General features: G+C 50.7%; 20 protein-coding genes. 8 read left to right on the forward strand and 12 right to left on the reverse strand.

Annotated elements, in window-relative coordinates:
• Window positions 1-2: 2 nt before the first annotated feature.
• On the reverse strand, window positions 3-713 hold the full coding sequence (locus Q0499_RS12190) for a DUF599 family protein (protein WP_299199740.1): 711 nt from the start codon (window positions 711-713) through the stop codon (window positions 3-5).
• A 60-nt stretch (window positions 714-773) separates the two neighbouring features.
• Between Q0499_RS12190 and Q0499_RS12195 the strand changes: the two genes are divergently transcribed.
• From Q0499_RS12195 to Q0499_RS12205, 3 genes are all read left to right on the forward strand, one after another.
• Window positions 774-1,637, forward strand: a complete 864-nt coding sequence (locus Q0499_RS12195; protein WP_299199742.1) for a DMT family transporter — start codon at window positions 774-776, stop codon at window positions 1,635-1,637.
• Window positions 1,637-1,954, forward strand: coding sequence for a DUF3301 domain-containing protein (locus Q0499_RS12200; RefSeq protein ID WP_299199744.1), 318 nt, complete (start codon window positions 1,637-1,639; stop codon window positions 1,952-1,954). The genes Q0499_RS12195 and Q0499_RS12200 overlap by 1 nt, the downstream gene beginning before the upstream one ends.
• Before the next feature lie 250 nt (window positions 1,955-2,204).
• Entirely contained in the window at window positions 2,205-3,215 is a 1,011-nt protein-coding gene (locus Q0499_RS12205; protein WP_299199746.1) for a sensor domain-containing diguanylate cyclase, read from the forward strand.
• On the opposite strand, the gene Q0499_RS12210 is transcribed toward Q0499_RS12205, so the two are convergent.
• The 10 genes from Q0499_RS12210 to Q0499_RS12255 all read right to left on the reverse strand — a co-directional run bounded on the left by Q0499_RS12210 (window position 3,204) and on the right by Q0499_RS12255 (window position 14,548).
• The gene (locus Q0499_RS12210) at window positions 3,204-4,202 is read right to left on the reverse strand and encodes a class I SAM-dependent methyltransferase (RefSeq protein ID WP_299199748.1); all 999 of its coding nucleotides are present in this window, start codon (window positions 4,200-4,202) and stop codon (window positions 3,204-3,206) included. The genes Q0499_RS12205 and Q0499_RS12210 overlap by 12 nt on opposite strands.
• Window positions 4,202-4,768, reverse strand: a complete 567-nt coding sequence (locus Q0499_RS12215) for an LON peptidase substrate-binding domain-containing protein (RefSeq protein ID WP_299199750.1) — start codon at window positions 4,766-4,768, stop codon at window positions 4,202-4,204. The genes Q0499_RS12210 and Q0499_RS12215 overlap by 1 nt, the downstream gene beginning before the upstream one ends.
• Window positions 4,769-4,874: 106 nt before the next feature.
• Entirely contained in the window at window positions 4,875-5,306 is a 432-nt protein-coding gene (locus Q0499_RS12220) for a DsrE family protein (protein ID WP_299199752.1), read from the reverse strand.
• Between the two features lie 52 nt (window positions 5,307-5,358).
• Window positions 5,359-5,943, reverse strand: a complete 585-nt coding sequence (locus tag Q0499_RS12225) for a rhodanese-like domain-containing protein (RefSeq protein ID WP_299199754.1) — start codon at window positions 5,941-5,943, stop codon at window positions 5,359-5,361.
• A gap of 164 nt (window positions 5,944-6,107) precedes the next feature.
• Window positions 6,108-7,748: a malate dehydrogenase (quinone) gene (gene mqo, locus Q0499_RS12230; RefSeq protein WP_363317792.1), complete on the reverse strand. Its 1,641-nt coding sequence runs from the start codon at window positions 7,746-7,748 to the stop codon at window positions 6,108-6,110.
• Window positions 7,749-8,115: 367 nt separating this feature from the next.
• Entirely contained in the window at window positions 8,116-9,783 is a 1,668-nt protein-coding gene (locus Q0499_RS12235) for a methyl-accepting chemotaxis protein (RefSeq protein WP_299199758.1), read from the reverse strand.
• 180 nt (window positions 9,784-9,963) lie between these two features.
• Window positions 9,964-11,157 carry an enoyl-ACP reductase FabV gene (gene fabV / locus Q0499_RS12240; protein WP_299199760.1) on the reverse strand — a complete coding sequence of 398 codons (1,194 nt, stop codon included), beginning with the start codon at window positions 11,155-11,157 and terminating at the stop codon, window positions 9,964-9,966.
• Between the two features lie 263 nt (window positions 11,158-11,420).
• Window positions 11,421-12,350, reverse strand: coding sequence for an FAD-binding protein (locus Q0499_RS12245; RefSeq protein WP_299199762.1), 930 nt, complete (start codon window positions 12,348-12,350; stop codon window positions 11,421-11,423).
• Complete coding sequence (locus tag Q0499_RS12250; protein ID WP_299199765.1) at window positions 12,350-13,099, reverse strand: electron transfer flavoprotein subunit beta/FixA family protein; 750 nt, start codon at window positions 13,097-13,099, stop codon at window positions 12,350-12,352. Before Q0499_RS12250 ends, Q0499_RS12245 begins: the two co-directional genes overlap by 1 nt.
• A 375-nt stretch (window positions 13,100-13,474) precedes the next feature.
• A complete protein-coding gene (locus Q0499_RS12255) occupies window positions 13,475-14,548 on the reverse strand; it encodes a substrate-binding domain-containing protein (protein WP_299199768.1) in 1,074 nt (357 codons plus the stop codon).
• A 137-nt stretch (window positions 14,549-14,685) separates the two neighbouring features.
• On the opposite strand from Q0499_RS12255, the gene Q0499_RS12260 reads away from it, so the two are divergent.
• Genes Q0499_RS12260 through Q0499_RS12280 form a run of 5 tightly spaced genes read left to right on the forward strand, consistent with a single transcriptional unit; the run spans window position 14,686 to window position 20,780 of the window.
• Entirely contained in the window at window positions 14,686-15,177 is a 492-nt protein-coding gene (locus tag Q0499_RS12260; protein WP_299199769.1) for a formate dehydrogenase subunit gamma, read from the forward strand.
• A complete protein-coding gene (locus tag Q0499_RS12265) occupies window positions 15,177-16,787 on the forward strand; it encodes a formate dehydrogenase beta subunit (protein WP_299199770.1) in 1,611 nt (536 codons plus the stop codon). The genes Q0499_RS12260 and Q0499_RS12265 overlap by 1 nt, the downstream gene beginning before the upstream one ends.
• 2 nt (window positions 16,788-16,789) lie before the next feature.
• Window positions 16,790-19,678, forward strand: coding sequence for a formate dehydrogenase subunit alpha (gene fdhF / locus Q0499_RS12270; RefSeq protein WP_299199772.1), 2,889 nt, complete (start codon window positions 16,790-16,792; stop codon window positions 19,676-19,678).
• 1 nt (window position 19,679) lies between these two features.
• The gene (fdhD, locus tag Q0499_RS12275) at window positions 19,680-20,555 is read left to right on the forward strand and encodes a formate dehydrogenase accessory sulfurtransferase FdhD (RefSeq protein ID WP_299199773.1); all 876 of its coding nucleotides are present in this window, start codon (window positions 19,680-19,682) and stop codon (window positions 20,553-20,555) included.
• A 3-nt stretch (window positions 20,556-20,558) separates the two neighbouring features.
• Window positions 20,559-20,780, forward strand: a complete 222-nt coding sequence (locus Q0499_RS12280; protein ID WP_299199774.1) for a formate dehydrogenase subunit delta — start codon at window positions 20,559-20,561, stop codon at window positions 20,778-20,780.
• A 169-nt stretch (window positions 20,781-20,949) separates the two neighbouring features.
• Here Q0499_RS12280 and Q0499_RS12285 read toward each other — a convergent pair whose 3' ends face one another.
• Window positions 20,950-21,648 (reverse strand): VacJ family lipoprotein, encoded by a 699-nt coding sequence (locus tag Q0499_RS12285; RefSeq protein ID WP_299199775.1) that lies wholly within the window; start codon window positions 21,646-21,648, stop codon window positions 20,950-20,952.
• Window positions 21,649-21,724 lie beyond the last annotated feature (76 nt).

The following is a 21,724-nucleotide window of genomic DNA, read 5'->3' on the forward strand; positions in this document are numbered from 1 at the left end:
AATTAATCCATGCGACTGATGACCAGCTGCCGCAACGTACTGGAATTAAACTCCCGACGGTAGAGAATGATAACCACACCACCAGCCATCAGCATAAACAGCCAGGGGTTAATAAACCATGCCAGAACAGAGAGACTGAAGTAGTAAGTACGCAGCCCCAGGTTAAAATTATTAGCCGCCATTGAACTCATAATCGCCAGGCGCGTGGCGTGGGATTTCATTTCCGTCTCGGTCGCATCGTTTGGCTGAGGTGCACCGCCTATCATGACTGAGGTGAAACCATACTGGCGTAAACTCCAGGTGAATTTCAGAAACGCATAGACAAACAGACAGATCAGCACCAGCAGTTTAAGTTCCCATTCGGTTTTGGTTGCATGGCTGGCAAAGGGGATATCGCCGATCACATCGATCGCTTTATCGGTCGACCCCAGCACCGTCATCAGGCCCGCTAAAATAAGCATGGTGGATGAAGCAAAAAATGATACGCTACGCTCCAGATTAGCAATGGCTGCTGTATCAGCGATACGCACCTCTCGGTGCAACATCCGCGTCATCCATTCGAGGCGATAGTTATGCATTACGCTGGCCAGACAGTGAGTGTCCCGGGCACGTTTGCGGGTATAGGTGTTATAACCCTTGAAACAGAGCAGAAACCAGCACAGCGCCAGCAGGTTAAGCCAGTTTGTTTCTAAAAAACCTATCAGCTGTTCCATGCGTGTTCCTGAAAAAGAAAATGTAAAGCTATTGTAATTAAAGCAACAGGATAGACAACCTTGATCAAACAATATTCGAACCTGTTGCTCGGTGCGGCCCTGGCACTGGCGACCACGATGATTATGAGTCTGGCTGCGGCTGCCACAAAATACACAGCCAGCCTGGTATCAATCGAGCAGATCGTATTAGTACAATATCTCATCTGTACACTGATAATGCTGCCCTGGCTGGGGCGCAAAGGCGTTCATGTTCTTAAAACCGAAAAATCCTGGCTACATCTGGCCCGGGGCGTTTCCGGATGGCTGTGTTTCTACACCTACTATCTTGCTCTGAATGAGATCCCCCTGGGTGAGGCCGCATTACTGAGAAATGCAGCGCCGTTAATTGTGCCGCTAGTCGTTCTCCTCTTACTTAAATACCGGATGCCGCTACTAAACTGGTTACCGGTTGTGATCGGTTTTATCGGCATAGCCCTGGTACTCAAGCCCGATGGCAGCCGTTTTGATCCATGGCATATTGCGGCGGTGGCTTCCGCTATTTTCTTATCAGTGTCCATCGTCACCACCCGGATGTTGACCCAGACAGAGCCAACGAACCGGATTCTGTTTTACTATTTTGCGCTCTCGGCACTGTTTTCCCTGCCCCTGGCAGTAGCAGACTGGCAACCGGTTCCAGTTGCCAGCGTCCCCCTGATGATCGGGATAAGCTTATCGATCTGGTGTACCATGTGGCTCTACACCAAAGCCTACAGCTACGCCAAAGCCACCGTGATCGCACCGATCAGTTATGTTGGCGTGCTGTTTGCCGGGCTGCTGGGCTGGCTTTTCTGGCAGCAGGTTCCTGATATGATGTCGGTTATCGGCGCGGCACTAGTGATTAGCGGCGGTATCGGTTCGGTATGGCTGGGAAGGGAGAAAAACTGATGTACCTGGAAATAGCTGATCTGTTCTGGCTCACGCTGATTGTGCTGCTTCTGTTGCACTGGTGGCAGTCGCTTAAAGTTAAGGAGATCGCACTTAAAGCAGCCAGTAACCACTGTAAAGAATTAGATCTTCAGTTACTGGACCAAAGCGTCTATCTGCGTGGCCTTTGGCTAAAACGCGATGACAATGGCAAGCTCAAAATCTGGCGTTCCTATCTGTTCGAGTTTACCGCCACCGGTGAAGACCGCGCCCGTGGCAGGGTTATTCTGTTAGGTCTAAGGGTCACCGGAATCACGCTGGATGCCCACCGAATCTGACCACTGCGCCCCATAAAAGCATCCTTTAGTGTTGATCTACTCCTCCGATCTACCCATCATCATAACAGCTGGAATCAGACCTTTTGATCTGCTAGGGTCTGCGTTTCCATCGATGAGAAGAATAACGGTTACGGCAGGTTGGGTTATCTCAGTTTAAGATGCCAAACCATTGATCTAGTGCAGTCATCTTAGTTGCTTTAACTGGATGGTATAACAATAGTAAAAGCAGAGAAGTTGTGAGAAAGCCGTCATGCCAGAATTAGACGACCTGTTAGAAAAAATTGATCAGAAAGAGTTTGTTCGACTATCTTCGGATATCCGCGCGGTTTTTCATCAGCATCAACACTGGTTTAACTCCCTCAATCTGGCGCTGATCACCCACGAAACAACGCTTTCAGAAGAGGACTACTGTTGCTGCGCTCATACCCGCTGCGCGTTTGGTCAGTGGATCCAGAAAACGTTGGATAATCCTATTTTTCGACACCCATTCTTTTTCAAACTCGAGAAGCAGCACAAAAGTTTTCATAAGATCGCAAGCCAACTGATCAATGACCTGAACGCGCAGCAGCCCCTCAATGTGACGGTCTATAAACAGCTTATTCAGGCGCAGCAGATGCTATCAACTCAACTGCTTAACTTGTTCGAGTTCAGTGTTGTCACTAACGGTCAATTTGATGCAATTACCGGACTGATGAATCGTCGCAGTGTGAATGCGGTTCTTGCATACGAGAAATACAGAATGTCCCGCAATCAAACCAGTCGCTGCTGTATTGCACTGGTTGATATTGATCATTTTAAACTGGTTAACGATACCTATGGCCATGACATAGGAGACTATGCGCTGGCGCAGGTCGCGTCAATTCTGCAGACTGTTACACGGCAAAGCGATACAGTCTCCCGTTTTGGGGGCGAGGAGTTCCTTTTCGTATTACCCGATATAAGCCTGGACGAAGCAATAACCAGCATAGAGCGGGTGCGGCGTAAGCTGGCTGAAACACCGCTGGAACTGTGCCAGGAAATGATTACGATTACCGCTTCGTTCGGCATCACCCAATTATGCAACGATTGCGATATTGAGCACTCAATCAAAAGGGCCGACGAAGCGCTATATCTGGCCAAACACATGGGCCGCAACCGCAGCGGTTATGTTGATATCGACAGTTTTTCAGAAGCCGACCGTCTGATCGCCCTGGGAGAGATCAACCCTGAATTTCAAACGATGCTGTCCCGATACTGTAAGCTAGTAAACTCAGAGCTGTAACACCAGAAGCTTAAGCGGAAACTGTCCATCCGGAGAGGGAAAGTCGCTCTCCGGCTCAAGACGGGTCACTTGCTGTACCGAACATCCGGCCTTATCAACACAACGCAAGACAATATCCAGCCAGTCGTCATAGGCAACACTGGCGACATTATTAGCACACAGCAACTGTCCACCAGGCCGGGTTGCGAGTAATGCGGGTTTCAACACGCTGGGATAATCACGGATCAGATCGACGGTGCCAAAAACACTTTTTGCCCAGCGAGGCGGGTCAAGAAACACCAGATCAAACTGCTCTTCATCAATCCTGGGGAAAGGCTTCGGCTTACGTCCACGTCCCACTCGCTGCTTAATCGGGATACCCGCCAACTGCTTGGCGGCGGTAAAAAAGTCACTTTGAAAAAACTCGATCTGCTGCTCATTCAGATTGTTAAGCCGGGCGTTTTCCCGGCCGACATCCAGCGAACGGGTGGAGAAATCGACATTCAATACCCTAGTCGCACCCGCGACAGCGGCGACAACACCGACACCACAGGTATATGAAAACAGGTTTAACACCGATTTGCCTGCTGCGTTTTGCTGAATCCAGCGACGACCGGCACGCATATCAAGAAACAGTAAAGGGTCCTGCCCCTCATGTTTGCCCTTTACCCGATAACTAACCCCCAGTTCATGGGCAACCCCTTCCCGGTTATCGACCCGGTAATCATCACTACGCCGCGAGTTTGCCGAGCTGCGATCGTTGTATACCATTTCCAGCGAGCAGTTAAGAAACGCTTCAACCGTACTGTGAATCAACTCACAATCGCCATTACTGATCGTCTCATGGAAGGTCTGAATCAGTAACTGCGGACCATAGCGGTCAACGGTCAGGCCGGGAACTCCCTCATTGACCCCATGAAACAAACGATAGCAATCACTGTTTTCAGCGTGTAGCGTTTGCAGTAACGGGCTGCGACTAACCAGCGCCGCTTGAATCAGATCAAACATCAGAGTTCCTTGAGAAGAGTGTAAATCGATTCCAGCCGCGCCACCGGACTATCAAGTTCCAGTAACCGCTGCTTATCTGCGCCGGAAAATGGCAGAAGCGCTGCCAACTGATAGCTGAAAGTGTCAGCGTTTTCAGCACTAATCTGAGCAGGGCTGAATGATAACAGAGGATGCTCTGCAAGATCAGAGATAATCCGTGCCAGCGTTAATGATTGTAGTTCTGAACACTCCCCACCATCGACGTTAAGATATTCCACCTCACCGACCAACAACCCATCACTCTCCTTTTGAATAGCGGATACCCTGACCCGCTGTTCACCCTGCAACTGAATGCCGATCATCTGATTTGGCAGCGGTTGCCAGTCCAGAATAGTGCCGCTGGTACCTATCCTATCGAAATCATCATCAGGCGCAGCCGGGTTTCGGCCGTGAACAATAACCAGCGGTGTCTGGCTGGCCAGGCAATCTTTCACCATACGCCGATAGCGCAGTTCGAAAATTTGTAGTGGCAGTAACGTTCCAGGGAACAGCACCACAGGAAGAGGAAACAGGGGTAGTTTTTTCATCTCCTCAGTATAGAGGGTAATAGTGCCAGCGACGATGCTTCAGGAGATAAAAAAGCACACCGCTGTTACAGCAGACAGTGCGCTTTATTCAGTCAGCAGGAAGGATTCAGAAATTAAACACCCGCGTCCCCTCAGCCATTAAAGCCTCCGCCATTGTTGCAGGCTTTGCACTGCCAACCCCCTCTTTAAGGGCCTCCATACCCACACCTTTATTTGGCAGGTATAACGCACAAACGTCGACCCTGGCACCGCCTGACATCAGTTTTTGCAGCAGTTGTTCCGGGGTGACATTCTTCGGTTTCAGCGGAGTTGACTGGTGCTCTTTAAGGGCCATATCACCGGCGCTATCACACAACAATACACTGACATGTGCCCCTTTAGCCTGCATTGCGTTGGCCAGCACCATGGCCATCCCCCGGGTCTGCTGCTCAGCACTGGTAAGCGTTATGACAACATTATCTGTGCTCCCGGCAGCAGCAGGTGCTATAGGAGAGATCAGGGCCGCAGCAATAATGGCTGGCATCAATAATTTTTTCATTATCTCTTATCCGTTAGTACAGAGCCCTGACAGGCTCTGGTAGAAAAAGTAGTTACTTCCCGGGTTGCCAAGCAACCGCAGGGTCAACCTTATAGCTCCAGGGTAGCCCCGAATTACGCCACCCATTAGAGGCGCGTACACCTTTAGATTTCCCCTCTTTCAGCTTGCCGCCTTCAAAACCATCAACGACTGTCCAGACGTTGCTATAACCCTGCTCAGCCAGCACATTCACCGCGGGCGCACTGCGGGAGGATCCCGAACGGCACATCATAATAATGGTCGTGTCCCTGGTGGCACCAAGGTCTTTCAGCCGGGCACTTATCTGTTCGGCGAAGTCAGGATTTTTCACCATTGTCCAGCTACTGTGCTTATCACTCCAGCCCTCAGGGTTAGCAATCATCCAGGGCACGTGAATCCGGGTTGGTGAGGCAAAACCCGTAAACTTAATTTCCACCGGATCACGGACATCAACCAGAATAGCGGTCTTATCCTGCTGTAACATATCCCAGGCTTCTGACGCGGTTGCATACAGATCCAACACCGTTTGCGCTGTTGCTTTTACGGGCTTCTCTGCGGCAAATAATGGCATCGTCAGCAGGCAGCCGGACAAGCTGACAGCGATCAATAGTTTTCTCATATAACGTCTCCACCAGAGTATCTTAATTGATGAAAAGCACTATATTAGAATTATCTAATAAATTAAAGCCTTAATTACATGCATGCCGATTACTGCCGGTTAAAAGACAAAAAAAACCACTCCGAAGAGTGGTTTATACGCAATTACGGCTTAGTCGAGATGACTCAGATCTGGTAGTCACTATCCAGCTTAAGCGTTGACAGTGTGCGTTTGCGGATAGTCCGCAGCAACTGACCATCTTTCGTCAGAGACTGGCCATAAGAGGGCACCATCTCTTTCATTTTCGCCTGCCATTCAGGTGTCGCTAAACGCTCAGGAAAGCAACGTTCAATCACATTGATCATGGTAGGCGTTGCGGTCGATGCACCCGGAGAAGCCCCAAGCAATGCTGCCAGACTCTTATCAGCAGAGGAAATTACTTCCGTACCGAATTCCAGCTTACCCTGCCCTTTCTCATTCTTCTTGATAATCTGTACCCGCTGTCCTGCATAAGACAACTCCCAGTCTTCATCCTTAGCATCGGGGAAAAAGCGGCGCAAAGACTCGACACGATCAGCATGAGACTGCATCACCTCACTGATCAGATAACGGGTGAGGTCCATATTCTTGGCACCCACCTGCATGATCGGCTTGAGGTTATTCAGACGCATACTCAACGGCATATCCATCACTGATCCTTGTTTCAGGAACTTGGTGGTAAAGCCAGCAAAGGGACCAAACAACAACGCACGTTTACCATCAATAACACGACTATCCAGATGGGGAACAGACATCGGCGGTGCGCCAATAGGGGCCTGGCCATAAACTTTGGCCATATGTTGTTCAACAATTTCAGGTTTTTTACACACCAGCCACTGACCGCTGACAGGGAAACCGCCGTAGCCATCACCTTCGGGAATACCGGACATCTGCAGCAACGGCAGGGCACCACCACCCGCACCGAAAAACAGGAATTTGGTGCGTATATGTTCAGATTTACCGGTGTGACCATTCTTCAGTTCCACCCGCCAGTCGCCGTCACTGTATTGAGACATATCCTCAACTGAGTGACTCAGCAACAGCTCAAAATCGCTCTGTTGCTCAAGATAACTGACCATACTTCTCGCCAACGCCCCAAAATTTACGTCCGACCCATAACGCATACGGGTGGCCGCTACAGGCTCTTTCAGGGAACGGTTGTGCATGATCAGAGGCATCCACTGACTCAACACATTGGTATCTTCGGAATACTCCATCTCAGCAAACTGAGGTGTAGCACTCAATGCTTCATAACGTTTACGCAGAAACTCAACATTTTCTTCGCCCATCACAAAACTCTGATGGGGAACATTATTGATAAAATAGTGGGGCTCAGGCAGAAATCCCTGCTCCACAAGATAGGACCAAAACTGCAAGCTGGTCTCAAACGCGGCGTTAATAGAAAATGCTTTGTCGGTATTAATACTACCGTCTTCGTTCTGCGAGGTATAATTCAGTTCACAATAGGCTGCATGACCAGTACCCGCGTTATTCATCGCGTCGGTACTTTCTATTGCCACATGGTCAAGACGTTCTACCATCACAATTTTCAGGGAAGGGTCCAGCTGCTTGAGCAAAACCCCCAGAGTAGTGCTCATCGCACCTGCACCAACCAGAAGTACATCAACAGATTTTGAGGTCATACTTACTTCGCCATTCAATTTTAAATAATGGAGGCTGAGAGATTTCAGAAACTGGCTTGTGGCCGCACAAGAGAATACCAACATTAAAAGTAATGATATAACTGCTTGATATATCTGAAACAATCCCGGACAACCAGAGTTCATGCGTGATATGTGTCTTAACAACAGTCAACGTCTATCTCTGATTCTTGCTGTGTCGCTGATTATACTCAATCCTGCGAAAAAATCTTGTGCGTTGCGGTAAATTGTCATCATCCCTTAGGCTTATTGTCATCCTAAAGTGGTATAAATCTAATAGATTTTCTATACAGATAATTTAAACAGTACATTCTTCTAAAAAAATCACTATTTATTAATGTTTCAGCTATTCTGGTGGTGAATTTTCAAAAAATACCGCCATTAAAATAGCGACATTAAACACTTTCAACTAAATAAATAGCGGTAACATTCTGATAGTAAACAAAAAGGGCCACTCGGGCCCTTTCTGGTATGTTGAGAAACGAGCGGCTGTTTACGCCACTTTAAAGCGTCCAACCAGCTTCTGCAGTTTCTCAGCTTCATGAGCTAAATCCTGCACTGCCTGGTTATTTTCCCGTGCGATCTGAGAGGACATCTCTGAGTGACCGGCAATCTCAGTCACCGTTTGGTTGAGGTTTTCACATACCTGACTCTGTTCCTCTGCCGCAGTTGCAATAACCACTGACATCTCCTGAATCAGATCCATATGCCCCGACACCTTAGACAACTCGGACATTCCCTTTTCTGATTGAGTCACCGCCAGATCTGACTGTTTAAAACTATGCTGCATGGTTTTCACAGCATCACCGGAAGCTTGCTTGAGTTTTTCAATGCTCTCATGTACCTGCAGTGTGCTCGCCTGTGTACGGGTAGCCAATGTACGCACCTCATCGGCAACAACAGCGAAACCACGCCCCTGCTCACCTGCACGAGCGGCTTCAATCGCTGCATTCAGCGCTAACAGATTGGTCTGTTCAGCAATTTCCTGAATGACACCAACCACCGATATAATATCCTGCACATTAATTTCGAGCGTAGAGATAGCCCGGTTTGAACCCGCAACATCATCAGCCAGGTTTTTCACAGCACCTGTCAACTCAACCACACTCCCCTCAGCCAGATTAAGATTATCCCGAGACTCGTTAGTAGAATTTGCCGTTTCTGCCGTATTGTGAGCGATATCCTGTGCAGTAGCAGACATCTGAGACATCGCCGATGCCGAATGTTCGATCTGGACTTGCTGCTGGTGTAGCAGATTGGATACGACGGTCATCTGTTCACTGATCGAAGAGGAGCGCTGAGTCACGCCTGCAGACAGGGTAACCACTTCGACAATCATCTTTTGCAGGGTATCGATAAAACGGTTAAAGCTATGAGCAAGGTCCGCTAACTCATGATCCCCATCAACCTCAAGCCTGGCAGTCAGATCTCCCTCTCCGGAAGACAGCGCTTTCATAGAATCATTAATGCTGTAAAGCGGGATCATCACCGAACGTTTGACTAAAGAGCTGAATATAACAGCCAGAATCAAAAGTACCAGACTTGCAAGGACAAAGTAGATCATCAACGTATCCAGACTATCTACAGAGGACTTTTCTATCTCACCTAAAATAGTATTGACATCATCCAGATAAAACCCAGCTCCAACCATCAGATTCCAGCGATCCAGATAGATCGCATAGGATAACTTCTCTTCTGCCACATCCCGACCCGGTTTAGGGAAGTAATAACTGACATAATCTCCACCCTGCTTACCCGCTTTGACGAGTTCACGTATCAGGGGGACACCATTCGCATCCTTCAGATCAGAAAAGTCCTTACCTATGCCTTTATCGGAGTTACCCATAAAGACCCGCACACCTTTGTCTGTATAGCCAAAAATGTACCCATCTCCGGCAAACGTCATATTACGCAGCGTAGGTAACGCATCCTCCAGTGAGCCACCGGATTCATAAATCTGTTGTATCGCGCCAAATGCCATCTGATTTATCGACTTCAGCTCTGCGCGCTTAATCTCTATCAACTTACTTTTAGTAATATCAAGCTGTACACGTCGCAGTTCGTTATTTTCAAATACGGTGAGTATTAGCAAAATAACGGCCAACAAAGTGACAGGTACTGCCCCCATAATAGTGAGACGTTTACTGATCGATAGAGCCATTTGGTTATATCTCGTTTTAGATTGAGTCAGTCTTATTACATACACAATTACAGTTGATTACAAAATAACTGTCACCATTTGGAGGAGCAACCTTGAGTTAAACAGCCTCCTGCTACCATTGGCTAATCAAGGGGCACAAAAAAAGCGGCATCAAGCCGCTTTCACCAGAGATGATCGACCTTAGATATCGATCACATCAAACTCGACCAGCGGACTCACGTCAGCATCGTAGTCTATTCCATCGAGACCAAAACCAAACAGCTTCAGGAACTCATCCTTATAAAACTGATAATCAGTCATTTCAAACAGATTTTCAGTGGTAATAGCGGGCCACATCTCACGACACTTTTGTTGAATGTCGTCACGCAGCTCCCAGTCATCCATACGCATCCGGTTGTCATCATCCATCTTGCCGGTATTACCCGCGATGCCGGTGCTGAACAGACGATACACCTGCTCCATACAACCTTCATGGACACCCTCAGCGCGCATAATCTTAAACACCATAGAGAGATACAGAGGCATCACAGGAATAGCTGAGCTCGCCTGAGTAACGACCGATTTCAGTACTGCCACATTAGCGCTGCCGCCCTTCTGTGACAGTTTTCTGTTCAGTTCAGCCGCAGCACGATCAACATCTTTCTTCGCTTTACCCAGTGCACCATCCCAGTAGATTGGCCAGGTGATATCGGTACCGATATAGCTGTAAGCAACACTCTTGCAGCCGTCCGCCAGAACACCCGCCTCATCAAGCATATTGATCCACAGCTCCCAGTCCTGACCGCCCATAACCGTCACGGTATCAGCGACTTCCTGCTCGGTTGCCGGTTCAACCTCTGCTTCAATAATCACATCTTTGTTGGTATCAATGGCGGTTGAACGATAAGGCTGTCCAATTGGCTTAAGGCATGAGCGAATCACTTCACCGGTGTCCGGCAGCTTACGTACCGGCGACGCCAATGAGTAAACAACCATATCGATCTGACCCAGGTCAGCCTTAATCAGCTCGATGGTTTTCTCTTTGGCTTCATTGGAAAACGCATCGCCATTCAGGCTCTTTGCATAAAGACCCGCTTCGTGGGCTTTCTGATCGAAGAAGGCAGCGTTATACCAACCTGCAGTACCGGTTTTTTTATCGCTCGCCGGCTTTTCAAAAAATACACCGATGGTCGCGGCGCCACAACCAAATGCAGCGGAGATACGTGACGACATACCGTAACCGCTGGAAGAACCAATCACCAAGACCCGCTTAGGGCCGTTTTCAATAGCCCCCTGCGCTTTGGTGTAATCGATCTGTTCCTGAATATTACGTTCACAGCCGGTTGGGTGCGTTGTCGTACAGATAAAACCACGAATCTTCGGTTTGATAATCATTATGGATCCACTTTACTTGTCATTCTCTCTGCCGGGCTATATTGCTCACCCATTGCAGTGATTTATGAAATCGTTCTTAAAATCGATGTCTGAAACAGCCGATAAAGATACCCGATTTTAGCGTTCTAATACAGATAAAGCGGTCTGAACCGCTATAAAAAAAGCCCGCTTTTACTGAAAAAAGCGGGCTTTTTCGATGTTAACACTGAGTTTATCAAGGTAAATGGATAAGCACTCGGCGCGGAAGCATCGGCGTAATCGGTTTAAAGTTTAGCGTCCAGTTCAGGCACCGCGTCAAACAGATCCGCCACCAGACCATAGTCTGCAACCGAGAAAATTGGCGCTTCCTCATCTTTGTTGATAGCAACAATCACCTTAGAGTCTTTCATACCCGCCAGGTGCTGAATCGCACCGGAAATACCAACCGCTATATACAGATCCGGCGCAACGATCTTACCTGTCTGGCCAACCTGCATATCATTGGGAACAAACCCCGCGTCAACCGCTGCGCGGGACGCACCCACCGCAGCACCCAGTTTATCCGCAAGAGACTCCAACAGGGCAAAGTTCTCACCGTTGCCCATGCCACGTCCGCCGGACACAATCACACTGGCCGCAGTCAGCTCAGGGCGGTCACTCTTAGCCATCGCTTCACCGATGAAACTGGATATGCCCGCATCATGAACAGCACTAACCATTTCAATAGCCGCACTGCCGCCCTCTGCAGAGCCCGCATCAAAACCGGTTCCGCGAATAGTGATGACCTTGATTGCATCCAGAGACTTAACCGTGGCAATCGCATTACCGGCATAAATAGGACGGGCAAAGGTATCGTCGCTATCGACACGGATAACATCCGAAAGCTGAGCCACATCCAGCAACGCCGCTACCCGGGGCATCAGGTTTTTACCACCGGTAGTTGCAGACGCAATAACATGACTGTATTCGCGCCCCAGCTCGGCCACCAACAGGCTAACATTTTCCGCCAGCTGATGCTCATAGGCAGCGTTATCAGCCAGTAAAACTTTACTTACACCCGCAACTGCAGACGCGGCATCAGCAACCGCCTGACATCCGCCGCCGGCAACCAGAATGTGGATATCCCCTCCGATCTGAGAGGCAGCGGTAACGGCGTTAAGTGTCGCACCTTTAAGAGTGTGGTTATCATGTTCAGCAATAATCAGAGTAGCCATCAGATCACCTTCGCTTCGTTCTTCAGTTTATCCACCAGCGCCTCAACGGAGGCCACTTTAATACCCGCCTGACGCTGTGCAGGTGGTTCAACTTTCAGCAGCTGAGTATGCGCTTTAACTTCTACACCCAGATCTTCAGGTGTTTTCGTATCCAGCGGCTTACGCTTGGCTTTCATAATATTCGGCAGAGATGCGTAACGTGGCTCGTTAAGACGCAGGTCGGTGGTTACTATCGCAGGCAGACTCAACTCTACGGTCTGCAGTCCACCATCGACTTCACGGGTTACCTGAACCTTATCTCCGGACACTTTCACTTCAGAGGCAAAGGTACCCTGCGGCATGTTAGTCAATGCAGCCAGCATCTGGCCGGTTTGGTTGTTATCGGTATCAATGGCCTGCTTACCCATAATCACCAGTCCCGGCTGCTCCTCTTCAACCACTTTAGCCAGCAGTTTAGCGACAGTCAGTGACTCCAGGTTTTCATCGGACTGCACCAGAATCCCCCGGTCAGCGCCCAGCGCTAAAGCGGTACGGATCTGTTCCTGTGCGGACTGAGGCCCCAAGGATACCACCACAACTTCGGTCGCTATTCCAGCCTCTTTAAGGCGAACAGCTTCCTCGACGGCGATCTCACAGAACGGATTCATCGCCATTTTTACATTACTCAGATCAACGTCACTGTTATCCGACTTCACCCGTACTTTTACGTTGTAGTCGATAACACGTTTGACAGTTACCAGCACTTTCATCTGTCTACCGCCTTGCTTTTCTATTATGAAAATTTAGTGGATTGAATTCCCACACCCAAAAAAATAAGGGAATACACCTATTTTACAATTCCTCTGCTAATACGCAACAACTCAAAAAGTCTACAACGCCTCGGCAAATACGCAACAACCCAAAAAGGGGAGCTGGTAATAGGTGTCATTGCCCCTATACGTCTGATATTGATGAGACTGCACCCAATCATCGCCACTGTCAGAATACAACGAACACCTGCTTAATAAAGAAAAAGGGGCCGAGCTGCTCTTTCTAGCAAGTGGCGAAGCCACGTTCTAGCCAGCTGCGCAGCAGCGATCTAGCAACGTTTACCAGACAATCACCAATCCAGCCCAATCTACTACTTATCCAGTAAATACACTATCCACAGACACAACCCCCCCACAATCATCCGGAGAATACCCCGGCAGTTTCATCACCGCCTGCTGAAACGCCTCACCGCGGATGCTCTGCAACAGCCGCAACATAGCTTCCTGCTTCAGGGTTTTGTTATGGCACACCAACAGGTAATGCTCCGAAGATAACGGTATAAAATCAAGACCAAACTGACTGGCGGCGGCTTTTACCCCCATGCCAACATCCGCCATGCCTGCGGCGACAAAAGCGGCTACCGCCGAGTGGGTAAACTCCTCATCGGCGAAACCGTTTATCCGCTTGCTGCTGATACCCTCACGGCGCAGCAGCTCATCCAGCAGAGCACGGGTACCCGAGTCTTTCTGCCGGTTGATAAATTTAACCTCTTTACGCTGCAGATCCTGCAGCCCTGTTATCTGTCGAGGATTACCGGGTTTTACCATCAGCCCCTGCTGTCGGGTGATAAACTTAACGATCTTATGTCCCCGGGGTTTCAGGTGGCGACTGTAGGTCTGATAGAGTGCATCACTCATCCCCCCTTCCCGACCATTGACCGGCACATGAAAACCAGCTACATCACACACACCCCGGTTAAGAGAAGCCAGTGCGTCTTCGGCACTTTTATACTGCAGATCCAGTTGAATATCGTCAGAAAAACCGGGTAACAGGGCCACTGCATATCCATAACTGGCATGCAATCGCAGCAGGGGGCTAACCCCCTCAAGAGCACGATGAATTTCCAGATTGAGCTCCGAAGCCAGACTGTCTAACTGAGGTTCAAGGCGCGCCAGAACCCGCTGTTCAGCCCATAGCAGCTTTTCCCCCAGTGCGGACAGTGTTGCCCCCTTACCCTTCTGCATATTCACCAGTGGCAGGCCAAAAAATGCAGCCCAGGTGTTGAGAAGATTCCATCCATGACGATAGGAAATACCTATTTGCGACGTGGCCGCCGTGAGCTTGCCAGTCTCATGAATCGCAGCTAACAGTGAAAACAATTGGGGATTCAACTGGTTACCGCCAGAGTCCCGGAATGACCAGCTTGGAACAACTTGAATTCGCTTCATATGCACAATATTTCATATTTTGTAGATGATCAACTAATGCTACTTTAAACATTACGATAAAGCACATAAATCAGCTTATACAGTCACAATTGCAGCCATATATGTACTAAGCTGCATATGTTTAAGAGAATAAGAAAATGACCGCAGTTAACCAGCAGTTGTTACCGGTAGTGACCGACGTCATCGCCGGTCTGAAACACAAACCCGGCGCTTTGCTGCCAATCCTCCATGAGATTCAGAACCGTCTGGGCTATATCCCCCCGGAATCGGTGTCACTAATTGCAGAATCACTGAACCAGTCCCGCGCCGATATCCATGGGGTGATCAGTTTTTATCACCAGTTTCGCTCTACCGCCCCGGGCCGACACACCGTTGAGGTCTGTCGCGCTGAAGCCTGTCAGTCGATGGGTTCGCGCCAGCTGGAGGCCCATGCCAAAGCTACCCTGGGGGTGGACTATCACGGTACCACCAGCGATCAGAATATCACTCTGGAAGAGGTTTACTGCCTGGGTAACTGCGCCTGCTCCCCCTCGATACGTATCAATGATGAGATCGTCGGCCGGGTGACCCCGGAGAAGTTTGACCAACTGATCGACGGGCTGCGTTCACAAAAGCTGGAGGTAAACTGATGACCAGTTCAGTAACAAAGAATACAGCGACAAAGATCTTTATTCCCCGGGATACCACCGCACTGGCCATGGGTGCCGACCGGCTGGCCCGCGAAATCGCAGCTGAAGCCGCGAAGCGTGGCGCAACCATCGAGATTATCCGCAACGGCTCCCGTGGTTTGTTCTGGCTGGAGCCGCTGCTAGAGGTGGAAACCACTGCCGGACGGATCGCTTACGGCCCGGTCGAATCGCACGATATCGACAGTCTGTTTGATCAGGCGTTTCTCAGCGGAGAAACGTCACACCCACTGTGTCAGGGGCTCACCGAAGATATCCCCTACCTGAAGAAACAGCAACGACTGACCTTTGCCCGCGCCGGCATTACTGACCCGGTGTCACTGGAGGATTATCAGCAGCTGGATGGTTTTAATGGCCTGAAAAAAGCGCTGCTGATGGACCGCCAGTCGATCGTCGATGAGGTAAAAGCCTCCGGCTTACGTGGCCGGGGCGGTGCAGCTTTTCCCACCGGCATCAAATGGCAGACGGTGCTCGATGCGAATCCTGGCAAAGCTCGTAACGAAAAGCTGGATCAGAAATATATCGTCTGTAACGCAGATGAAGGTGACTCAGGTACCTTCGCCGACCGGATGGTAATGGAAGCCGACCCCTATATGCTGATCGAAGGGATGACCATCGCCGGTCTCGCCGTGGGTGCAGATCAGGGTTATATCTATCTGCGTTCCGAATATCCGGTGGCGCACCAGATCCTCAATGAAGCCATTGCCAGAGCCGAAAGCGCAGGCTTCCTAGGCACAAACATCCTCGGCAGCGGTAAAACCTTCAACCTCGAGGTAAGGCTGGGCGCGAAAGCCTATATCTGTGGTGAAGAGACCTCGCTGCTGGAAAGCCTGGAGGGCAAGCGCGGCATGGTACGGGCTAAACCGCCTCTGCCAGCGATTGTCGGCCTGTTTGGTCAGCCGACGATTGTCAATAACGTGCTGTCGCTGGCGGCGATCCCCTATATTCTTTCCAACGGTGGTCAGGCCTACGCAGACTTTGGTATGGGACGTTCACTGGGTACCCTGCCGTTCCAACTGGCGGGTAATATCAAACGCGGAGGTCTGATTGAACTGGCCTTTGGTGTCACCCTGCGGGAACTGTTAGATGAGTACGGTGGCGGCACCTTCAGTGGCCGTCAGATGCGGGCGGTGCAGGTGGGCGGTCCACTCTGTGCTTACCTGCCGGAAAGCCAGTGGGATACGCCGATGGATTATGAAGCATTTCAGGCGGCCGGCGCAGCCCTGGGACATGGCGGTATCGTGGTGTTCGACGATACCGTGGATATGTCTCAGCAGGCGCGTTTTTCCATGGAGTTCTGTGTGGCTGAATCCTGTGGTAAATGTACCCCTTGCCGCATCGGCTCAACCCGCGGTGTGGAAGTGATCGACCGGATCCGTAACGACGAGAATCGTGCAGCCAATATGGAACTGCTCAGTGATCTGTGCGAAACCATGATTGATGGTTCACTCTGTGCCATGGGGGGGATGACCCCATTCCCGGTTCAAAGTGCAGTTAAGCACTTCCCTGAGGACTTTAATCAACCCGCGCTACGCAACAACGGGGAGGCTTGATCATGCTTCAGTACTTCAACCCTAAGCAACAAGATTTTGACAAAGATTACGGCACCCCTGCCAGTGTTTCAGAAAACCTGATCACGCTGGAAATCGATGGTGTCAGTATTACCGTGCCCGAAGGCACTTCGGTTTTACGCGCAGCTGCAGAAGCGGATATCAATATCCCTAAACTGTGCGCCTCTGACAACCTGGAAGCCTTTGGCTCCTGCCGTATCTGCGCAGTTGAAATTGAAGGTCGTCGCGGCACCCCGGCCTCCTGCACCACCCCGGCGGAAGCGGGTATGAAAGTGACCACCCAGAATAAGCGACTGGGCAAGCTGCGCCGCAATATTATGGAGTTGTACATCTCCGACCACCCGCTGGACTGCCTCACCTGTCCTGCCAACGGTAACTGCGAACTGCAGGATGTCGCCGGCGAAGTCGGCCTGCGAGAAGTGCGTTACGGCTTCTCGGGTGAGAATCACCTACAGGCAGAGAAAGACCATTCCAACCCCTATTTCAGTTTCGATCCGAGCAAATGTATCGTCTGCTCCCGCTGTGTACGTGCCTGCAGCGAGGTTCAGGGCACTTTTGCGCTGACCATTGATGGTCGCGGCTTTGATTCAAAAGTATCCCCTGGACAGAATCAGGATTTCCTCGATTCTGAGTGTGTCTCCTGCGGCGCCTGTGTACAGGCTTGCCCGACCTCTACCCTGATGGAAAAATCGGTGATTGAGATTGGCCAGCCGGAACACAGCGTCGTAACCACCTGTGCATACTGCGGCGTCGGCTGTCAGTTTAAGGCGGAGATGAAAGGCAGTGAAGTGATCCGCATGGTGCCCTACAAAGGCGGTCAGGCCAATCATGGACACTCCTGCGTCAAAGGCCGCTTCGCCTTTGGTTACGCCACCCATGAGGATCGCATTACCAAACCGATGATCCGCGACTCCATTGATCAGCCGTGGCAGGAAGTGAGCTGGGATGAAGCACTGAGCTTTGCCGCCAGCAAACTGCGCGGCATTCAGGATAAGTATGGCCGCGAGAGTATCGGTGGTATCACCTCCTCCCGTTGCACCAATGAAGAAACCTATCTGGTACAGAAGCTAATCCGTGCAGCGTTTGGCAACAACAATACCGATACCTGTGCCCGGGTGTGTCACTCCCCTACCGGTTACGGCCTGAAGACCACATTGGGCGAGTCCGCTGGCACCCAGACTTTTGATTCAGTCATGCACGCGGATGCGATCATGGTAATCGGTGCTAACCCCACCGATGCCCACCCGGTATTTGGCTCGCTGCTGAAAAAACGGTTGCGCCAGGGAGCAAAACTAATTGTGGCTGACCCACGCCGCATCGACCTGGTGAAAAGCCCTCACGTAGAAACTAACCACCATCTGACGTTACGCCCCGGTAGTAACGTCGCCTTTATTAATGCGATGGCTCACGTCATTATGGATGAAGGGTTGGAAGACCAAGCCTTTATCGCTGAACGCTGCGAAACCGAAGCATTTAACGCATGGCGTAACTTTATTAGCGAAAAGCGCCACTCGCCAGAGAACACCGAATCAATCACCGGCATTCCCGCTGCAGAACTGCGCAGTGCCGCGCGTATCTATGCTAATGCCAAAAACGCCGCGATCTACTATGGCCTGGGGGTTACCGAACATAGCCAGGGCTCCAGCATGGTAATGGGTATCGCCAATCTGGCGCTGGCCACAGGCAACATCGGCCGCGAAGGCGTGGGTGTTAATCCGCTACGGGGCCAGAACAACGTGCAGGGGTCCTGCGATATGGGTTCCTTCCCGCACGAGCTGCCGGGCTATCAGCACGTCTCTGACGACATTGTCCGGGCCCGCTTCGAGTCTGCCTGGGGGGTAACACTGGATAACGAACCGGGCCTGCGGATTCCGAACATGTTTGATGCCGCGCTGGATGGCACCTACAAAGGGATGTACTGCCAAGGTGAGGATATTGCCCAGTCAGACCCCAACACCAACCACGTACAGGCGGCCCTGCGGTCACTGGAGTGTCTGGTGGTGCAGGATATCTTCCTCAATGAAACAGCGAAGTTTGCCCATGTGTTCCTGCCGGGCTCCTCTTTCCTGGAGAAAGATGGCACCTTCACCAACGCCGAACGGCGTATCAACCGGGTGCGCAAAGTGATGCCACCACTGGCAGGGCTACAGGACTGGGAGGCCACCCAGGCGCTGTCCAATGCGCTGGGCTACCCGATGAACTATAGCCATCCATCTGAGATTATGGATGAGATCGCCCAGCTGGCACCCACCTTTAGCAACGTCAGTTATGAACGACTCGATCAGCTTGGCAGCATTCAGTGGCCCTGTAACGAGCTGGCACCAGATGGTACACCGACCATGCACGAAGAGAGCTTTCCGATTGGTAAAGGCCACTTCGCCATTACCGAATATGTCGCCACCGAAGAGCGCTCGACCCGCAAGTATCCGCTGCTACTGACCACCGGCCGCATTCTGTCGCAATACAATGTGGGCGCACAAACCCGCCGTACCGAAAATCAGATATGGCATGATGACGATGTGCTTGAACTGCATCCGCAAGATGCTGAAGATCGTGGCATCAATAATGGTGACTGGGTCGGCATTGCCAGCCGCGCAGGCGAAACGGTGATGCGGGCGAAACTCTCCGGGCGGATGCAGCCGGGGGTGGTCTACACCACCTTCCACCATCCCCACAGTGGCGCCAACGTGGTCACCACCGATAACTCCGACTGGGCCACTAACTGCCCTGAGTACAAAGTAACCGCCGTGCAGGCGGTGAAAGTAACTGAACCGTCGGACTGGCAGCAGCGCTATCGCGAATTTAACCAAAAGCAGCTAGGCTATCTGGATAAGGCTCGTCTTAATCAAGAGTCTGTCGTAACGGGAAAGTAAGATGGCCCTGAACAAACCCAAAGCCCCCCCACCTGAAAGCGGAATAACAGTGGACAGCTGCCATCAGCCGTTCACTGTAACACGCTGGCAACAGGGGCAGATGCTGGATGCGCTGGACAGCATCGCCGAAGAGATTCCAGTGGCGATGATCTACAACGGCATCTCCCATGTGGTGATGATGGCCAGCCCCTGCGATCTGGAAGATTTCGCCGTGGGTTTTAGCCTGAGTGAAGGGATCATTCAAAAACAGGAAGAGATCTACGGCATAGATCTGATGATGGCGGATGCGGATAATCTGGCAGCCGGTATCGAAATTCAGATCGCGATTACCACACAGCGCTCGATGCAGCTGAAGCAGCGCCGCCGTAACCTCACCGGCCGCACCGGTTGCGGCCTGTGTGGCGCCGAATCCCTGCAGCAGGCAATCCGGCCGGTTAAATCCGTGCCCGCCCGCTCTCTGGTAAGCCCGGAAGCGATCGAAAACGCAGTCAGTCAGCTATCCAACAACCAACCCTTACAAACGATCACGGGCGCCTGCCACGGTGCCGCCTGGTGCGATAATGCAGGCAATATTGTGCTATTAAAAGAGGATGTCGGTCGTCATAACGCACTGGACAAACTACTGGGTGCCATGCAACGTATGCAGATCAATCCAGGAGAAGGCTTCGCCCTGATCTCCAGTCGCGCCAGCTACGAAATGGTGTACAAAGCCGCCAGCAGCGGCATCAGCACACTGGTCGCTGTGTCGGCCCCCACTGGCCTGGCACTGGAGTTGGCCAGGCAGGCAAAACTCAATTTAATCGGCTTTGCCCGGCCGGGCAGACATGTTATCTACAATCAATCAGGACTATCCCGGACAAGGGATAACGAGGATTAATTAATGGCAAATCACCAGCTCACCAGCCTGATCAGAATGGCCAACCAGATCGCTGCCAACAACACTCATATCGGCGATGAAACGGCAGAAGCAGAGATGATCGCAAACCATCTGACAAAGTTCTGGGCGCGCTCAATGAAGCAGCAAATCGCTGAGTATTTAAATCAGGGAGGAGACGAACTCAGCCCTATCGCGAGAAAAGCAATAGGAATTATGAGTCGCTAGAACGTCGCTTCGCGAAGAAAAGCAGTTGCTAGAACGTCGCTTCGCGACTTGCTAGTTGTTAGAAAAAGCAAAAGGAGCCTGACGGCTCCTTTTTAGTACATTGATGGCTTGCCCCTCACAGCTAACAAGTGCAGCAGCGATACTTTTTTACTATTCACGGCAAGATTTATCAGAACTGATCCTGATCGAAAGCGGCAGCCTTACCATCATTCACTAAAAATTCACGGCGCTGCATATACGCATCACGCATCGCGGTATAACGATCTCCGGTAAGCAACTCTTCCGCCGCAAATAATCCCGCACGGGTGTCAATAATACGCAATGCCGTCAGCTGGTTGCGGGTTCGGATAGGATTAACCTCGCCGACCGGATCAACCATTGAATCAGGTATACGACCGATACCGTCACGAATGTTTGACGGACCTAACAGCGGCAGCACCAGATAAGGCCCGGTATCAACGCCCCAATATCCCAGCGTCTGACCAAAATCTTCATTATGTTCTGGCAAGCCCATCGGCGTTGCAATATCAATAATGCCACCCAAGCCTACGGTAGAATTGAATATTACCCGACCCAGATCCTGGCCTGCAGCATTACCTTTTAACTGCAGTAGATTATTCAACATACTGCCAATATCTGAGAGATTACCGAAGAAATTACTCACCCCGGTTTCAATAATGTCCGGTGTAATCGCCTGATACCCCTGGGCAACAGGTTTCAGCGCATATCGATCGAGGGTGTCATTAAAGCTGAACATGGCGCGGTTAAACCCTTCCCAGGGGTCAACATTAACCGGCTCTTCAGCAAAAGCAAACATTGGAGTAAGCAGAAGAAAAGCGGAAACAAATAAGTGTCTAAAAACGTGCATATTCAGGACCCTGAAAACGTTATATCTATAAACCGTATTGTGCATCACAACAAAACAGATTGCGAATCAGAAATAG

Source organism: uncultured Amphritea sp. (genome assembly GCF_937127095.1).
GTDB lineage: Bacteria > Pseudomonadota > Gammaproteobacteria > Pseudomonadales > Balneatricaceae > Amphritea.